This is a genomic window from Bacillus sp. FSL H8-0516 (assembly GCF_038635285.1).
GTDB classification, from domain to species: domain Bacteria; phylum Bacillota; class Bacilli; order Bacillales; family Bacillaceae; genus Bacillus; species Bacillus safensis.
Genome location: NZ_CP152051.1, coordinates 1,200,965 through 1,216,712 on the forward strand (window position 1 = coordinate 1,200,965; position 15,748 = coordinate 1,216,712).

Annotated in this window: 17 protein-coding genes and 2 pseudogenes; 13 read left to right on the plus strand and 6 right to left on the minus strand. The window is 37.8% G+C overall.

The features are described 5' to 3' along the window. Positions 1-48: 48 nt before the first annotated feature. Positions 49-158: pseudogene (locus MHB67_RS05850) on the plus strand (hypothetical protein); the annotation flags it as partial. Between the two features lie 172 nt (positions 159-330). Here the strand turns inward: MHB67_RS05850 and MHB67_RS05855 are convergent. After that, positions 331-1,182 carry a MurR/RpiR family transcriptional regulator gene (locus MHB67_RS05855; RefSeq protein WP_044334617.1) on the minus strand — a complete coding sequence of 284 codons (852 nt, stop codon included), beginning with the start codon at positions 1,180-1,182 and terminating at the stop codon, positions 331-333. Positions 1,183-1,391: 209 nt separating this feature from the next. Further along, the gene (locus MHB67_RS05860; RefSeq protein ID WP_044334615.1) at positions 1,392-2,768 is read right to left on the minus strand and encodes an aspartate aminotransferase family protein; all 1,377 of its coding nucleotides are present in this window, start codon (positions 2,766-2,768) and stop codon (positions 1,392-1,394) included. 313 nt (positions 2,769-3,081) lie between these two features. Here MHB67_RS05860 and MHB67_RS05865 point away from each other — a divergent pair. The 6 genes and pseudogenes from MHB67_RS05865 to MHB67_RS05890 all read left to right on the plus strand — a co-directional run. Then, a pseudogene (locus MHB67_RS05865) lies at positions 3,082-3,243 on the plus strand (aspartate phosphatase); the annotation flags it as partial. A 29-nt stretch (positions 3,244-3,272) separates the two neighbouring features. Then, on the plus strand, positions 3,273-3,689 hold the full coding sequence (locus MHB67_RS05870; RefSeq protein WP_243837379.1) for a tetratricopeptide repeat protein: 417 nt from the start codon (positions 3,273-3,275) through the stop codon (positions 3,687-3,689). A 44-nt stretch (positions 3,690-3,733) separates the two neighbouring features. After that, positions 3,734-3,910, plus strand: a complete 177-nt coding sequence (locus tag MHB67_RS05875) for a RapH phosphatase inhibitor (protein ID WP_103132076.1) — start codon at positions 3,734-3,736, stop codon at positions 3,908-3,910. A 108-nt stretch (positions 3,911-4,018) separates the two neighbouring features. After that, a complete protein-coding gene (locus MHB67_RS05880) occupies positions 4,019-4,849 on the plus strand; it encodes an SMI1/KNR4 family protein (RefSeq protein WP_103132075.1) in 831 nt (276 codons plus the stop codon). Positions 4,850-5,275: 426 nt separating this feature from the next. Beyond that, positions 5,276-6,172 (plus strand): macrolide 2'-phosphotransferase, encoded by an 897-nt coding sequence (locus MHB67_RS05885; RefSeq protein WP_103132074.1) that lies wholly within the window; start codon positions 5,276-5,278, stop codon positions 6,170-6,172. A 201-nt stretch (positions 6,173-6,373) separates the two neighbouring features. Next, a complete protein-coding gene (locus MHB67_RS05890; RefSeq protein WP_103132073.1) occupies positions 6,374-6,898 on the plus strand; it encodes a DinB family protein in 525 nt (174 codons plus the stop codon). Positions 6,899-6,902: 4 nt separating this feature from the next. On the opposite strand, the gene MHB67_RS05895 is transcribed toward MHB67_RS05890, so the two are convergent. Together MHB67_RS05895 and MHB67_RS05900 are read right to left on the minus strand one after the other, a co-directional pair. Then, complete coding sequence (locus MHB67_RS05895; protein WP_103132072.1) at positions 6,903-7,466, minus strand: GNAT family protein; 564 nt, start codon at positions 7,464-7,466, stop codon at positions 6,903-6,905. Between the two features lie 16 nt (positions 7,467-7,482). Continuing rightward, on the minus strand, positions 7,483-8,388 hold the full coding sequence (locus MHB67_RS05900; RefSeq protein ID WP_103132071.1) for a LysR family transcriptional regulator: 906 nt from the start codon (positions 8,386-8,388) through the stop codon (positions 7,483-7,485). Between the two features lie 112 nt (positions 8,389-8,500). On the opposite strand from MHB67_RS05900, the gene MHB67_RS05905 reads away from it, so the two are divergent. Then, positions 8,501-9,658 (plus strand): MFS transporter, encoded by a 1,158-nt coding sequence (locus MHB67_RS05905; RefSeq protein ID WP_133743927.1) that lies wholly within the window; start codon positions 8,501-8,503, stop codon positions 9,656-9,658. Between the two features lie 110 nt (positions 9,659-9,768). Here MHB67_RS05905 and lpdA read toward each other — a convergent pair whose 3' ends face one another. Next, positions 9,769-11,163 carry a dihydrolipoyl dehydrogenase gene (lpdA, locus tag MHB67_RS05910; RefSeq protein ID WP_133743926.1) on the minus strand — a complete coding sequence of 465 codons (1,395 nt, stop codon included), beginning with the start codon at positions 11,161-11,163 and terminating at the stop codon, positions 9,769-9,771. A gap of 186 nt (positions 11,164-11,349) precedes the next feature. Between lpdA and MHB67_RS05915 the strand changes: the two genes are divergently transcribed. The 4 genes from MHB67_RS05915 to MHB67_RS05930 all read left to right on the plus strand — a co-directional run bounded on the left by MHB67_RS05915 (position 11,350) and on the right by MHB67_RS05930 (position 14,453). Further along, positions 11,350-11,919: a TetR/AcrR family transcriptional regulator gene (locus MHB67_RS05915; protein ID WP_133743925.1), complete on the plus strand. Its 570-nt coding sequence runs from the start codon at positions 11,350-11,352 to the stop codon at positions 11,917-11,919. 30 nt (positions 11,920-11,949) lie between these two features. Beyond that, a complete protein-coding gene (locus tag MHB67_RS05920; RefSeq protein WP_133743924.1) occupies positions 11,950-12,369 on the plus strand; it encodes a GNAT family N-acetyltransferase in 420 nt (139 codons plus the stop codon). 129 nt (positions 12,370-12,498) lie between these two features. Further along, the gene (locus MHB67_RS05925) at positions 12,499-13,632 is read left to right on the plus strand and encodes a Rap family tetratricopeptide repeat protein (protein WP_099663169.1); all 1,134 of its coding nucleotides are present in this window, start codon (positions 12,499-12,501) and stop codon (positions 13,630-13,632) included. Between the two features lie 371 nt (positions 13,633-14,003). Then, a complete protein-coding gene (locus MHB67_RS05930; protein WP_133743923.1) occupies positions 14,004-14,453 on the plus strand; it encodes a GyrI-like domain-containing protein in 450 nt (149 codons plus the stop codon). A 33-nt stretch (positions 14,454-14,486) separates the two neighbouring features. Here MHB67_RS05930 and MHB67_RS05935 read toward each other — a convergent pair whose 3' ends face one another. Further along, positions 14,487-14,855, minus strand: coding sequence for a hypothetical protein (locus tag MHB67_RS05935; protein WP_133743922.1), 369 nt, complete (start codon positions 14,853-14,855; stop codon positions 14,487-14,489). A 140-nt stretch (positions 14,856-14,995) separates the two neighbouring features. On the opposite strand from MHB67_RS05935, the gene MHB67_RS05940 reads away from it, so the two are divergent. Further along, complete coding sequence (locus MHB67_RS05940) at positions 14,996-15,607, plus strand: hypothetical protein (protein ID WP_073204831.1); 612 nt, start codon at positions 14,996-14,998, stop codon at positions 15,605-15,607. The last annotated feature ends 141 nt before the right edge of the window (positions 15,608-15,748 follow it).

The window sequence follows — 15,748 nt, forward strand, 5'->3', positions numbered from 1 at the left end:
CATGATTACTCAATTGTTCTTTTTGCGAGAAAAATGAAATAGTAATAAATGATTTGGCAATTCAGTGTACCTGATGCAGAGATTTTGAAAGATAAGGTAGAACAAGGAATTGAACGAACGGAGGAAAATCAAGATTTACTGATTTACTGATTTACTATTAACTAATGTGTTTTCGCCATCAGCGAAATACAACAATGGAGGATTTGAATAGAAATACAATTTCTCAAAACGTATAGACAAATTTAAAACGACCCTGCATGGTCTGTTTTTTGGAGGCCGAATTTATAAAGTAATGTTTTTTGATTTGTTTACATTTTTATTATGTAAGATTTATTTTTTATAGAAAACATCGAGTTTTTCCCATATTTCTTCAAGTGCATCTAACTTATAATTGAAATCACCTTCTTTTTCCTTTCCTACTGATATAACGAGGGCATTTATTAAACTAAGTGGTGCAGCGAAAGAGTCAATAAAAGTTGGCATCTGACTAGATGCTGTTAATGGTATTTCTGCGAAAGGAATAAGAGGTGATAATAAATTATCTGTTATAGCAATAGTCGTTGCTTCTTTTTCCCTTGCATATTCAAAAACCTGTATTGTACTTTTCGTATATCTTGAAAAGCTGATACCAATGACCACATCATTTTTATTTAAATCATACAAACGTTCTGATACTGTTTCAATTGAATGAATAAGTTCAACTTCTTCTAGTAAAAATTGCAAATAATATTGTAAAAATACACCTAAGGCTTTAGCACTTCTGTTCGCAACTATATATACTCTTTTAGAATGTTTAAGACTGTCTACTGCACGTTTAAACATATCTAAATCTAATCTTTCAAAGGTTGATTTAATGTTCGATATATCATCTAAAAAGATGTCATATACCCCTTGATCTTCATCACGATATATTTCCTGAGAAATTTTTAATCTCTCGGTAGTTGTTAACTGTTGTTGAGCAGAATTTTGCATAAATTGTTGTAATTCTGGATAACCCTTATAACCTAAAAAAGTAGCAAACCGTATCACAGTGGCATGGCTAACCTCTGTCATTTTTGCCAATTTATCTGCTGTTAAAAAAGGAACCGTATTAGGGTTTGCTAAAATATATTCAGCAATTTTCACATGCGCTTTACTCATTTTAGGCATCTGTTCCGCTATGTATTGATATATATCTTTCATCTTAAAGTTTCCTCCTTATTATTAAGATGAGTGATGGATTTTTATGATAAACCAAATATATTGTCCAAAATGACCCTTCAGAGCATACACGCATCTTTAAACTATTTTTGCATACAGCATTTATGTTACAAAACAAATTATCCAAAGAAGAGCTATAGCAGTTTCTAAGTATACATTGATATAGCTCTTCCTTCCAATAAACTTTCCTCTTATTTATTTAACACAAGTTTAATTGCTTCATCATGGGCTGCAACTGTATGTTGAATATCTTTTTCCGTATGAACAACTGACATAGAATAACGGTTAAGTGGTTTTGTGTATACCCCTAAATGTAACAACTCGTAATCAATTCGTTTTCGTAATTTTGTATCTGCCTTCATCATGTCACGATAGTTTTTAATATCTCCTTTTCCAAGTATAATATTAAAAATGCTGCCCATCCCAATCGTTTGCATTGATAAACCATGTGATTGGTATAATTTTTCTAGCTGACTTCTTAATAGGTCGGTATTTGCAAATAGTTTTTTCATTGTACCTTCTTGTTCAAGCACATTAATTGTGGCCAGCCCTGCTGCAAGTATAGTTGGATGACCATTGTAAGTCCCGCTATGATATAAAGGAGTTTGTTTGGCCGTATTTTTTTCTCCTGCTGTTAAAATATCACGACTTCCTATAGCAGAGCTAATCATCATGATTTCTTTCTTACCACCAATAGCTCCCACGGGGAATCCTCCACCAAGAACCTTCCCTAAAGCAGTGATATCAGGTTTAATCCCATAAACTTTTTGTGCGCCACCTAGTGATACCCTAAATCCTGTTTTTACTTCATCAAAAATTAATACAATATCTAATTCTTCCGTAATCTTACGTAGACCTGTCATAAAATCTTGATCAGCTGGAATAAATCCACCTTGGATGGGTTCTAAAATGACACATGCTAACTTATGAGCATGTGCTCTTAAAATTTTCTCTGATGCTTCCAAGTCATTAAAAGGTAAAATCACTGTGTTCTCAAGATAGTAATCTGGTAAACCTCGGGATTCTCCTATTGCTTTAGGAGCTGTAGCATCTCCGGATTCATCTATATCAGGATTAACACTGACGAGTACTTGATCATATCCACCGTGATAATGACCTTCAAATTTTGCGATTTTTTGTTTTCCTGTGTATGCAACTGCAGTGCGAATAGCTAAAAGTGTTGCCTCTAACCCGGAATTAGTATAACGAACCATATCAATACCAGGATATAGTTCAACTAATTTTTCTGCCATAGTTGTTTCCATTTTATGAGGTGTACCAAAAATAGTTGTCCCAGACTCCATCATTTGCTTTGTTACAGCGTTAAAGACTTGCTGATGTCCATGGCCTAAGATGAGGGCGCCATAACATAAAAGATAATCAATGTATTCATTTCCGTCTACATCAAAAAGTTTACTACCGTTTCCTTTTTCCATCATCAATGGGTGAGGGCTAAAATATTTTATATTTGCTGTTACTCCACCAGGAATTACTTCACATGCTTTTTTAAATAGTTCTGCAGATGTTTGAGCATTGGCTGATAATAATGAACTTTCTTGACTAGACATAAAGATAACCTCCAAATGTGTTATATGTATAAGAAATTAATATTTCTTTATGTATTTTATCATGAAATATATATTTCTCAAGATGCGATAATAATTTTATCATGACAAATTTCTAATTAGCCGCAGACTTATACAAGTTTGCTTTTTTTATTGTTTGAGAAAATTGTAAAAGTGCTAAGTAAATGATGTGTGTGTGTAAAATCATGTTCTGTTTCTCGATTGTTCTTTTTGCGGTTTCTTTTCGGTGCTTTGTCATCTCTTGTATGTGATAATAAATGTAATATAAAGGAATTTATTGGAAGGGGAATAAGGGATGAAGAAAGTGATTTCTTCACATGTTGGTGTGAAAATAAATGAATGGTATAAAATGATTCGGCAATTCAGTGTACCTGATGCAGAGATTTTGAAAGCTGAAGTCGAACGGGAAATAGAGCGAATAGAAGAGGATCAAGACCTACTCATTTATTATCAGCTTTTTCTATAGCAGAAGAGCTCGCCGATAATATGTTAATTGCTAAAATTCTATTGAACATAGCGAATACATATGATCAACAACAAAAGTACACTGAAGCAATCATACGCTACAGAGAAGTTTTAGACATTATTACACCACGAAGTATTGATATAAAACCAATCACCCTATTTAGTTTAAGTTGGTCGTTGTATAAGTCTAGTCAACATGATGAAGCCGCTCCACTCGTAGAAGATGGTCTTAAGTGCTCCTTAGAGAGAAATGATTCGTTGTGTTTGATGTTATTTAAAGCTTTAAAAGCGATTTATATAAATGCTAATGAGAAAACCATTCAAGAAGTGCTAGATTATTTTGAGGAAAAGCAACTATATGTCTATGTCGAGGCATTTGCTCAAATTATAGGATTATCTTCTGTAAAAAAGGGGGACTTTGAAAAAGCTGCCGAATAAGGCTCTTAAAGCTCAAAATGATATTCAAAAAGGAGAGTGTCTGTATGATTATTAAAAAATTACTAGTCATTGTATCCATTGTATTGTTAAGTGTTTCAACAGCAGAAACTTTGAAAATCATTGAAACAAAATCAATTAGGAATACAACAATGGAGGAACAACAAAAATCAAATCGAAATACGACTATCATTGATCGAAATACAACCTCTGAAAACGTATAGACAAGATTAAAACAGACTTTAATAGTCTGTTTTTTTATGAAGTAGAATGGCAAATGAATAGTTGGTCAATGTTATACTTATCTCAATAGATATAGGGAGGCATCCACTTTGAAACCTTTTTGGGAGAAAGAAGAAGCGAGTCCTTTCACGTTAGAAAAGATAGATGAGGAAAAAATTCGTGAAGCAGAGGGAAGACTTGGTGTCGCTTTACCTGATACATATAAAAAGCTCATCTTAGAATGGAATGGTGGCTTTACAGTTCGTAATGCGTTTCCAACGGAACAACCGAATTCATGGGCTGAGGATCATGTTCAATTTGACCATCTAAGAGGAATCGCCAAAGATGATGGCATCATGAATAGTTCCCAGTTAAGTGATGAATTGGAGCTGCCGGAGGGACTTGTGATCATCAGCGGAGAGGAAGATACATGGATCGCAATGGATTATCGAGAAACGAATGGACACCCGCCTATTCACTATTTTGATTTAGAAATGGGAGTCGATTTTAAGCTGGCGGATACTTTCGATGATTTTATTGAGCAGTTATATACAGCTGAAGATGTGATGGTCGAGGTAGTAGAGATTGATGAGGAATCCTCGGATTTGTATGTCAGTAAAGAAGAGCTTGAACAAATTTTTGAGAGACAAGACCTTCGTCAGCAAAATCTTTTTAAAATGGCACATTATCCGATGGAAGAAATTGAAGAGATTGAATGGTTTTTCGACCGTATGAAACAATGCATCCAACCGATAAAAGATCAACATGTTTTGAATGAAGCAGCGACAACGATTCACTCCATCCTTCTGTTAAACCCGGATATGCCAAGGAATGACCGTATCAATCAAGAGCTGAAAGAAATAGCGGAGTTTCTAGAAAATAGTGGTGAGCCTAATACCGCTTTTTTGGGAGAAGACATTCATCCAGTGAAAAAAAGATAGTGAAAGAATAAAAGCCCCTGAAAAAGGGTTTCTTTTTGTAATCTTATTGAAAGTCATATTTAAATAAAGTATAGTAGCTTTTATATGACAAAGAGGAGGATGGTTAAAGATGATGCATGCAGGAAGATTACGCCAGCAAACTTTGAACAATCAGTAATTTTATATGTTCAAAGGCTCTGTTTTCATCAAACGGAGTAAACGGGGTAGTCTGCACATTTTTAATGATCTTCAGCGGGAAAGTATGCAATTTCACTAGAAGACAGGCAGATAATTGTTCTGTCTTTTTTGTATGTTTTTATAATACAAAGAAAGGCATAAGTCTAGCTTTGTTTACTCTGACCACATAAAGTAGCCTTTTGTGGTTTTTTGTGATGATATTAATGATGCCTATTGATCATGATTAAATGAGCAATTGGAGGAATGAATATGAATAGACTAGAATTAAAGCAGTTAGCCAATCATCACGGATTAGATATTTCAGAGAATACCGTCAAAATAAATGAATCAGGTGTTGATTTCCGTGTCGCACATGTCAAAGATTTTCATGGTGATCAATGGATATTAAGAGTGCCTCGCAGACCTGAATCAATGAAACATACTTTACAAGAAAAAAAGACATTAGATCATATGAGTAAGCAGGTTCAATTTCAGGTCCCTCAGTGGTCTATCTTTACAGAAAGTCTGATTGCTTATAAACAATTAGAGGGGGTACCGGCGGCTAGTATTGATGTGGAGAAGCAATCGTATGTGTGGAGTTTTGACCAAACGAATGTACCGCACGCCTATTACGAATCATTAGGAAGAGTTCTAGCGAATGTACATTCCTTAGATCAACAGCCTTTTAAAACAATCGGTGTGGAGATGCTCAGTGCTCATGAATTAAGAGGATCAATGAAACAGCGAATGGAACGTGTCAAATCGCAATACACCATTAACAGCGATTTATGGGAGCGCTGGCAAGATTGGCTAGCTAAAGATTCTTTATGGCCGCCTTTCGTGGGAGTGAAGCATGGAGATTTGCATCCTGGCCACATTCTGATTGATGAAAATCAATGTGTGACGGGTGTGATTGATTGGTCTGAAGTGGGGATTGGTGATGTATCTGTAGACTTTTTGTCGCATCAGCTTCTCTTTGGGAAAGAAGGGTTAACAAAACTTATCCATGCGTATGAAAAAGCAGGCGGGAGAACTTGGCCAGGAATGGATGAACATATAATAGAACTTCTGACGACAAGTGCGATCACTGTGGCCGAGTACGCACAGAGATCAGGATTGAAAGATATGCATGAAACTGCAGCGTACATGTTGGCAAACGAGAGCTAATCAATCAGAACGAATCCAAAAAAAGCCCCTGAAAAGGGCTTTTTTTAATCTAATTCATGAAAAAAATGTTTGAGTTGATCGATCAAATGATCCATAGTCAAAGAAAATAAAAGGCATAAGCACCTTTATCTGTCTTGAGGTATGAGTTACAATCTATCCAAAATCCATTAGAATAAAGAAAATGGATAAAGGAGCAACCACATGAATTTCAATTTAAATGAAGCTTTGGATATGTTGAGTCGAACTCCTCACACGTTAGAAAGTCTTTTGTCGGGTTTATCGAAGGATTGGCTTCACAGCCGGGAAGGGGAGGGAACGTGGAATCCAGTTGAAGTCATTGAACATTTGATTGAAGCAGAGAAATTCAATTGGATTCCTCGATTAAATGTGATTCTTGCTGATGGAGAGAATACACCATTTCCTGCGTTTGACCGCTACTCCCATTTGAACCAATCTGAAAGACAGATAGAACAAGCACTTTCTGAGTTTCATCATGTGCGGATGGAGAATGTGGCATACATTCAGCGTATGACACATTCAGGCCTTGATTTAGAGAAAAAGGGCGTTCATCCGGAGTTTGGGGTCGTGCAAGTGAGCGAATTACTTTCTGCGTGGGTTGTCCATGACTTCACACATATGTCCCAGATTGTTCGGGTCATGGCGGAACGATATCGAGCCGATGTGGGTCCATGGAGCGCTTATTTAGGAATTTTGAATAGGAAATAAATGTTTAATGACGCTTAGCGGCCCACTCAGATTGAAGCATGGCATATTGATATTCATCAACCCAATGTCCCTTAGACATATAATTTTGCAGCAAATGTCCTTCGCGTCTCATGTCTAAACGTTCCAGCACTCGAATGGATTTTTCGTTGCGCACATCGGTAAAGGCAATGATTTTATGTTTGTTTAGTGTTATAAAAATATATTCGAAAATTGCACTCAGAGCTTCATGAATATAGCCCATTCCTTGGTATTCAGGCGCGAGTGTAAAACCTATTTCAACAATTCTTGGCTCACTGTCAAGCGTATGAATGGCGCAATCTCCTATCAGCTGATTGGAGTCAGATAAGGCAATAGCGTATTGAAACCACGTCCCCGGTTGATTAGGTTTTTGTGTCATTTGATGTTGAACAAATGTTTCAGCATCTTCGTATGTGTAGTTTTCCCAGGATTGAAATTTTGCAATTGTGGGATTTGCTCGGTATTGATAAAATGCTTCAATATCCTGTCTATCGAATTGGCGAATAACAACTCGGTTTGTTCTTGTAAATATGCTGTTTGCATTCTTCATGTGTTAACCTCACTTTTTAATTTGTTCTTGATTTGAAAAAGTCTATCAGCCATTCAGATAGCTGCTGTTGTGCTTTGCTGACAAATCGATCTGCATAATAAATTAATTCCAAGTGACGGACAGGTGCTGGCTCAGCAATAGGAATCGAAACAATATTGGGCCACGTCGAATGTTGTTTTAGTAATCCTCTTGGCTGAATGGTTGCGCCGATTCCCGCTTCAACCAGCTGCAATAGCGAAGATGCAGACCCAACCTCCATGGCAGTGTCCAGTTCAACACCCTGTTCTTTACATACGTCATCTACTAAATCTCTTCCAAGATATCCCTTCGGATACATGACCAACGCATGCTGAGCCAGCTCTTTTAATGTCACTTCACTTTTTTGAGCCAAATCACTTTCTGAATGAACAAATAATTCGTAAGGCTCACTTCCAAGTGGAATTTGAACGAGACGCTTATCCGCAGGCCCTCGCAGTCCGATGGCGAGGTCTACTTTATGTGAAAGGACTTCTTCACGAACGAAGATATTTGAATATGCCTTCAGATTGGTTTCGGGATAAAGGGTTTTAAATTCTACAAAAAGTGGAACCAGCTGAAAATCAAGATCGGATGGGAGTACTGCGAGACGAACGGTTCCTCGTTTTTCTGATAATAGTTCTTTCATCGCATTTTTTGCATCTCTTTCAGCTTGAAGCATTTTCATGCCATATTGATAAAGAAGCGAACCAGCTTCGGTGGCCACGACTTTTTTGCCGATTCGATCAAAGAGCGGCATCCCAACTTCTGCTTCAAGCAGTCGAATTTGCTGGCTAAGTGTAGGCTGTGATATGCCTAGCTGCTCAGCAGCCTTTGTAAAATGCAAATGATGATATACAGCCATAAAATAGGTAATATGCCGGGTATCCATTTGTCCTCCTTTCATAAACGATAGTCTTTTCCTATCATCATAATACGATTTATTGTATTGATCAATGAATGCAGCAGATTTATACTCAAAGTAACCTTAACAAGATGAGAGAGAAAGAAGGGTATTGATGAAAAAAATATATTATTTAGCCGCTTTATTTTTAGCGGCATTAAACTTACGTCCGATCATTACTTCCGTAGCTTCCATGATGAGCATGATCCAATCGGAGCTTGGCGTAAACGCACTGACAGCAAGTCTTTTGACCACTTTGCCTGTACTTTGTATGGGGGTATTTGCTCCTGTTGCGACGATACTCAGCCGGCGTTTTGGTTTAGAAAGAACGCTGTTTTTCTCAATTCTGCTTATCACGATTGCCACCGCACTGCGTGGTACAAGCCAATCGGTTGCTATCCTTCTCATGACTGCGTTTGCAGGAGGGATAGGGATTAGCTTTGCGGGTCCTTTATTGTCTAGTTTTATTAAAAAATATTTCCCGAGAAATCCTGGTATCGTCAGTGTGTATTCAATTTCGATGACAATAGGTGCAGCGCTCGCTTCCGGCTTCACCATTCCGATTTATCTGCGCAGTCAGCATCATCTTCCATTTGCATTGTCCTGCTGGGCTATTCTAGGGGTGATTGCCCTTATTCTATGGGTAGGTTTAGCTCGCAGATATGAGCAGAGTGACCTTGTAACCTTGCCGTTAAAATTGCCGCTGAGAAATAAAAAGGCCATTCAATTCACCTTGTTCTTTGGCTTTATGTCCAGTATGTTTTATTCTTTGACGGCATGGATTTCACCGATTGCTCTTAGCTTTGGAAACAGTCCGCAATATGCTGCCATGCTTCTGACCATATTTACACTCATTCAGATACCGGTGGCACTACTCGTTCCAGCGGTCGTTACTCGATTAGGAAAACCGAAATTATTTCTCATCTTATGCAGTCTGTCTGAACTCATTGGGCTTATCATTCTTCTTCTGCCAATGCCGATCTTGCCAGCCGTCATTTTCCTAGGTATGGGTGCAGGTGGATTATTTCCTTTAGCGCTTATGCTCCCGATTATGGAGACGAGTACTCCGGAGGAAGCTGGGACCTGGTCCGCGATGTCGCAGATGGGCGGGTACATCGTGGGTGGATTCGGTCCGTTTTTCATAGGTTTGGTTTTCGATCTAAGCGGACATTTTTATGCTTCCATTGTGGCAATGCTTGTCATCGTCATGCTGATGATTGGCGTTCAGTTATCCATGAATCTCGGTAAAAAACGCGAAGTGGGATCCAATTAAAGATCAATTGATCGGCTCTTTTATATAATTGCACAATGGAAATCGCCATAGCCTATTCCTAAATAAATAGGCTATGGCGATTATTTTTTTAGAAGCTGCACCTGAACCATTTATCGTGCAAGATATTTTTCAACTTTACGGGTGGCCATTTCTGCAGCTTCCATGATCATTTCACCTAATGTTGGGTGAGGATGAATCGTCATTGCTAAATCTTCTGCTGTAGCGCCAATTTCTATAGAGAGTGCTAGTTCTGATATAAGAGTAGATGCTTCAGCACCTACGATTTGTGCCCCTAGAATAAGACCAGATTCAGCATGGGCTACAATCTTCACAAAACCTTCTGGTTCTTTTAATGCAAGCGCTCGGCCATTAATGGAGAACATTGCTTTCCCAATGACAGTCGGAATGGATTGTTGCTTGCAATCTGTTTCGCTTAGTCCAACACTCGCCAATTCTGGACTTGAAAAAACAACAAGTGGGATCGCTTTATAATCTATAATAGAAGGTTTACCAGCGATTGCCTCTGCTGCAACCTTCGCTTCATAGGAAGCTTTATGAGCCAGAGCAGGACCCTCGGTGATATCACCAATCGCATATATGTGCGGGATGGATGTTCTGCATTGTTCATCAATTTCAATACGTCCGTGAGGGGGAATAGACAACCCGATAGAATCAAGACCTAATGTTCCATCTGTATTCGGTTTTCTTCCGACAGTAATTAGGGCATATTCCGCTTTCACCGTGTAGCTTTCTTTCTGTTTCTCATAATGAAGATCAATTCCGCTCATATGCTGCTCGGCATCTGTGACGTTTGCTCCTGTAATCAGCGTGATGTTATCTTCTTTCAATTGACGAACGACAGGCGAGACAAGTTCACTTTCAAAGCCAGGCAATACTTGATTGCCACCTTCCAAGATGGTGACTTTTGTTCCAAATCTTGCAAACATCTGCCCTAGTTCAACACCAATATACCCGCCCCCAACTACGACAAGGCTTTTAGGGGTCTCGGGAAGGGAGAGTGCTTCAGTTGAAGACAATATACGACCTCCGAAAGGGAGTGATTTAATTTCAATTGGACGGGAGCCGGTTGCTAGTATAAGGTGTTTGAAGTTGATTCGCTTCTCACCTTTTGCAGAATGTTGAATGACCGCTGTATGCTGATCGATCAAGCTGGCCTCGCCTTCCAGTATGGTAACTCCCGCTGACTTTAACAAAAATTGGACGCCTCCCGCTTGTTTTTCCACAACAGCTTTTTTGAACGCTTGAGCTTCCTTGAAAGAGCCGCCTTCTTGAAAACCACCCCATTGTGTGCGGAGTTTGAACCGCTCTGCTTCTGCTATTAGCGCCTTAGAAGGGATACAGCCTACATGGGTGCATACTCCACCTAACTGATCACGCTCTACAATCGCTGTCTTCATGCCGAGATGAGCTGAACGTAATGCAGCCACGTAGCCTCCCGGACCTGATCCAATTACTAATGTATCTACTGTTTCTAAATGAATCATTTCTTGCACCTCCGCTTTTAAAATATGATGTTCATAATATATTATAGTCATCATATTTTGGAGAAGTCAATTCCATTTGAGTGAGGAAAGATGGTTTCCAGTCAATTGACACATGATAATATGATGAATATAATATTTTGATAAATACACTTAGAAAGAGTTAAAGTGAAGGAGGGGAGTGAGAAAATGCCTTATCCGAAAGGTCATAAGTCAAAAGTGAGAGAGCAAATCATTGCAAGTGCTGCACGAGCATTTCGAACAAATGGCATTCGTAATATTAGTTTGCCATTTATTATGAAAGGGGCAGGTCTAACTCATGGAGGGTTTTATGCTCACTTTAAGAACAAGGATCAGTTGGTCATAGAGACTTTTCATTTTGCTATTAATGATACGATCAAGCTGCTGCAAAGTGTTGCAGACAAGAAAGCAGACCAGCCTCGAATTCAGACGATCATTGAATTCTATTTAAGTTCTGTTCACCGCGATCAGACGGAGGTCGGTTGTATACTGCCTGCGCTCGCAGGGGAGATTTCTCAATTATCGCATGAGGTACAAAAAGCCTATACAGATGAATTGAAACGATTTATGATGTTTATAGCTGATGCAGGAAACATAGATCTCTCTAAGAGTTACGCACTAGTAAGCAGCATGATTGGTACAATCGCTCTTGCACGTGCTGTCAATGATTCGCATTTCAGTGATCAATTGTTACTGGCAGGGATAATGCAGGCAAAACGCGTTCTAGAGGAGAATTAACATTCAAATAAAAACATAGGGGATGTTGCGATGTTGATTAGAGAAGCAAGCATAGAAGATTATCCAGAATTAAGACAAATCTATTTAGAATCCCGACGCCAGAGCTTTCACTGGCTCAATCCAGAAGAACTCAATCTGCAAGATTTTGATCAAGATACGCAGGAAGAGCAAATTTTCTTAGCTGAGGAGAACAATAAAATCCTCGGCTTCATTTCTCTATATGTACCAGATCGTTTTATTCACCTCTTGTTTGTACATCCAGAAACTGCGGGCCAAGGGGCAGGCGATCTGCTGCTCAAACAAGCGATAAAAGTTTTGGGAACACCGGTCACCCTCAAATGCGTCTCCGAAAATCACAAAGCTTTATCTTTTTATCAAAAAAGAGGGTGGAAGGCTGTTGTAGAAGAAGGAGAACCTGGGGCGGAATACTGGGTGCTTATTTATGAATAGAAGTCTTTTTATCTTATCATTCACAGGGCCCTTTATAGGGCTTTTTTGCGGTTTCTTTTCGGTGTCGAATGGTTCATAAAATGATAATATATGTCATTATAGGGAAAATAGAGGAAGGGGTAGGGGCTGATGGAGAAAGTGCTTTCTTCTCACGTCGGTTTGAAAATCAATGAATGGTATTATCATATTCAAAGATTTAACGTACCGGACGCCGAAGCATATAAAGAGGAAATCAAATCAATGCTTGATCATATGGAAGAAAATCAAGATTTATTATTGTATTTCTCACTCATGGAGTTCAGACATAAATTAATGCTTGATTACTTGAATCCTTTAGAAAATGGGAAAGAGCGGGCCAACTTCAAGGAGCTCGCAATGAAGATCAAAAGGGACCAAGAGAAATTAACAGGATTACTCGAGTATTACTTCAATTTTTTCTACGGCATGTATGAATTTGAAAACTATGAATACCTAAATGCGATTACCTTCTATAAACGGGCAGAAAAAAAGCTGTCTCTTGTCAGTGACGATATTGAACGGGCCGAGTTCAATTACAAGATGGCTGAAATCTATTACCACATGAAACAAACCCACATGTCCATGCACCATATCGCACAGGCGATAGAATGTTATCGAGAAAAAGATACATACACTGTAAGAGAAATACAATGTTCTTTTGTAATCGGATTGAACTATATAGATATGGGCTGCCCCGAAAAAGCAATACCCCATTTTCAACACGCACTAGAAAAAGCCGCCGACAACTCAACAAAACGATTAAAAGGATCAGCACTCTATAATTTAGGGTTGAGTTATTTTCATCATAACGACCTTTCAATGGCAATTAAATATTTTAATGAATCTATTCATTCGTTTAAAGAACAAGGTTATGAGCATTTAAACAAAATTCTTGATCCGCTGGTCATGTTGACAAAATCATACTTTAAAAATGATCAGAGTGATTTAGGTTTATATGCATTAAACTATGGGTTTGAATTAGCTGAAAAATTAAAGGATGATATTTTTATAAATACATTCATTATGTTGAAATCACTATATATAGATAACAATGTGAATCGTATAACAGAGTCAATGGCTTATTTGGAATCAAAGTCTTTTTTTGCAAATCTTGAAGATTTAGCGAAAGATGCAGCGAAGCATTATAATAAAGCAGGAGATATAGAACGCTCAAACGAATTTTATGAGAAGATTCTATATTTCCAACACCAAATTAAAAGGGGAGACTGTCTTTATGAAATTTAAGTCAGTAGCAACCGTATTTATAATTGTCAGTGTGTTAGGTGCTTTTAGCTATGTTTCGTCAAACGATATCCATAATGAAGCCCAAAGAGGACATACATCTAGTATCGGTTATTTTGCTTAAACTAAAAAAGCCTTTTCAATGGCTTTTTTAGTTTTCAATGTGCTAAGCCTCAAAAAAATGAATCGTAATAGAAAGTGAGCGGCCGTTGTCCGTTCTTTTTTATTTTAAAGATTCAAATCTTGAAAAAATATGTATTTTCCATCATACATTCAATTATTTTTAATATCCTACTGCATTATATTTTAAAGGATGTTACCGTTGGTTGTAAGGAATGATTGGCCAGTCTTCCAATAAAAATTGGAGGGAAATCATGAATGACAAAATTGAAATGTTAACGAATATGAAAATGGTGTATATGAGAAATATAGGATCATATGGCAGCAAAGAGAATTTTGAGATGATGAAGAGATTTAAAAAATGGATCAAGCAACATCATTTAAATGATGAATTAAAGGAATATGGTATATATGGTGTTCTTCAAGATGATCCTGAGAAAATAACATCAGAAAGATGCAGATACGATCTCATGCTTATGACAAATAGAGATTTCTCAAAAGATCAAATGGTTCAGACTGGTCATTTTGAAGGGGGAACGTATGCTGTGTTTACAGTGACACATACAACCGAAAAAGTGAATTTGTTCTGGAGACAATTGCCCCAAATGATCCAAAACAATCAATTGAACATGCGTCAGGAACCTATCATAGAGCGATATAGAGAAGAAGAAGGCGTGTGTGAGTTCTTACTACCTATCTTTTAAACACTTTATCGAACTGCAATGAAAACAGACCTCTTATGGTCTGTTTTCATGATAATATATGTTTAAATATTCTACGACTCGCTCCTTTAAATAACGATACTGATCCTCATTCGTATCTTGAAATGCTTCTTCTCGATTTGAAGGTACATCCATATAAACGATTTCCTCAGAGAATTGTGAAGAAGTAAAGTCGATTCTTGTTCCATTCACTACGTTGTAAAAATGCCATCCATTGGGTAATGCAGTTTTGTTTATTTTTCCGCCTAAAAGATCATGTACGACTAAAGAAGTGACGCCACATTGTCCGTTTGCCGGGTTGTCTTTACTCCATTTTGAACTAGATTGAGAAGACCATGCTTTAAAAAGAGCATCAATGATTTCGTCTGTCGTGTAGAGGTTCATCATAAAAATCCTTTCTATTTAAAAAGTGAAATGAATGTAGTATCTGTTTAGTCTATAGTAGATTTTTTTTCAATCAAAATCCAGATATACTATGGCTAAACCAATATAACAATGAAGATTCATGACAGGAGGAGCTCGGTGTGGTATTTATCATAGGTATTGTAATCGCTTATATTGTTGCTATTTTAGGCTTTACTGTTTTCGTAGATGTAGGGAATGGGTTGGGGACGGCTCTCAGCATCATCGGGGGAATGGTCATTTTATTCATAGCTGGTAGATTGCAAAGACAAAAAGAAAAGAATGATCCAAACATATTATTAGATAAAATGATGATGCTTTTTCAAGAAGACGGTTTTCAGGCTTCAACATACATCTTTTCGCAAAATGTGGATAAAGGCTTTGCGATTGATGATGTGCGAAAGGTCATGCGCTTTATTACACATCAACCTGGCAGCTCATCTCGAAAATTCAGGTTTGATGTTACTGAGCTTTCCATGAAAGAGTTGAAACAAGTTGACATGTTAGAAGATGGTGTGCCGATTGAACAATCTGTTGAGAGTGATAATAATGAAGAGATCTCGACACTTGAATTGAGATTAACTATGAATGATCAGGAATCATCAACGATCACGCTCACCTTTCTGGCTTTTGATGTGCCTGTTCGTAAGAGTGACGCCGAATATTTGACTGAACGAGAAAATCTGAAGGAGATTTATCATGAAATTGATTCAATGATGAAATCTGCGGTTTAATAAATGACTGTCCCATAAAGAAGAAATCACCATTTGAGGTGGTTTCTTTTTTATGTCCATCAAGACAAAAGCTGGTTCAATCATTGCGGTTGAATGTTTTTCTCAAAAATGAATAAAGATAGACTAGACACGAAAACGAAC